This is a genomic window from Pelomonas sp. CA6 (genome assembly GCF_022549225.1).
In the GTDB taxonomy this organism is placed as follows: domain Bacteria; phylum Pseudomonadota; class Gammaproteobacteria; order Burkholderiales; family Burkholderiaceae_C; genus Roseateles.
The window spans coordinates 1-292 of record NZ_JAKZFD010000078.1; the positions used below are offsets into that span (position 1 = coordinate 1).

Sequence of the window (292 nt, forward strand, 5' to 3'; positions counted from 1 at the left end):
GTCCGCACCCCCTCAGGGGGTGTCGACCCGTACCCGGGTCGCCGGGGGCTCACATTCGCGGGCCGACGGGGCTCATGCCCCGCAAGGTCCGCACCCCCTCGGGGGGTGGCGACCCGTACCCGGGTCGCCGGGGGCTCACATTCGCGGGCCGCCGGGGGCCCACATTCATGCCGCTTCCTGGTGCCGTCCCGCCATCAGGATCGACGCATGCAGCCGGCTCACGCTGTCGTTGGCCGCCGGCTTGCCGTGGCTGGTCAGCAGGCCCCACACCAGGTCGTCATCCATGCGGAAA

1 protein-coding gene is annotated in these 292 nt (G+C 72.9%); it reads right to left on the minus strand.

Annotated elements, in window-relative coordinates; genetic code table 11:
• Nucleotides 1-165: 165 nt before the first annotated feature.
• Nucleotides 166-292, minus strand: a 127-nt coding sequence (locus LZ017_RS21970; protein WP_241399057.1) for a flagellar transcriptional regulator FlhD, incomplete at its 5' end; no start/stop codon positions are given.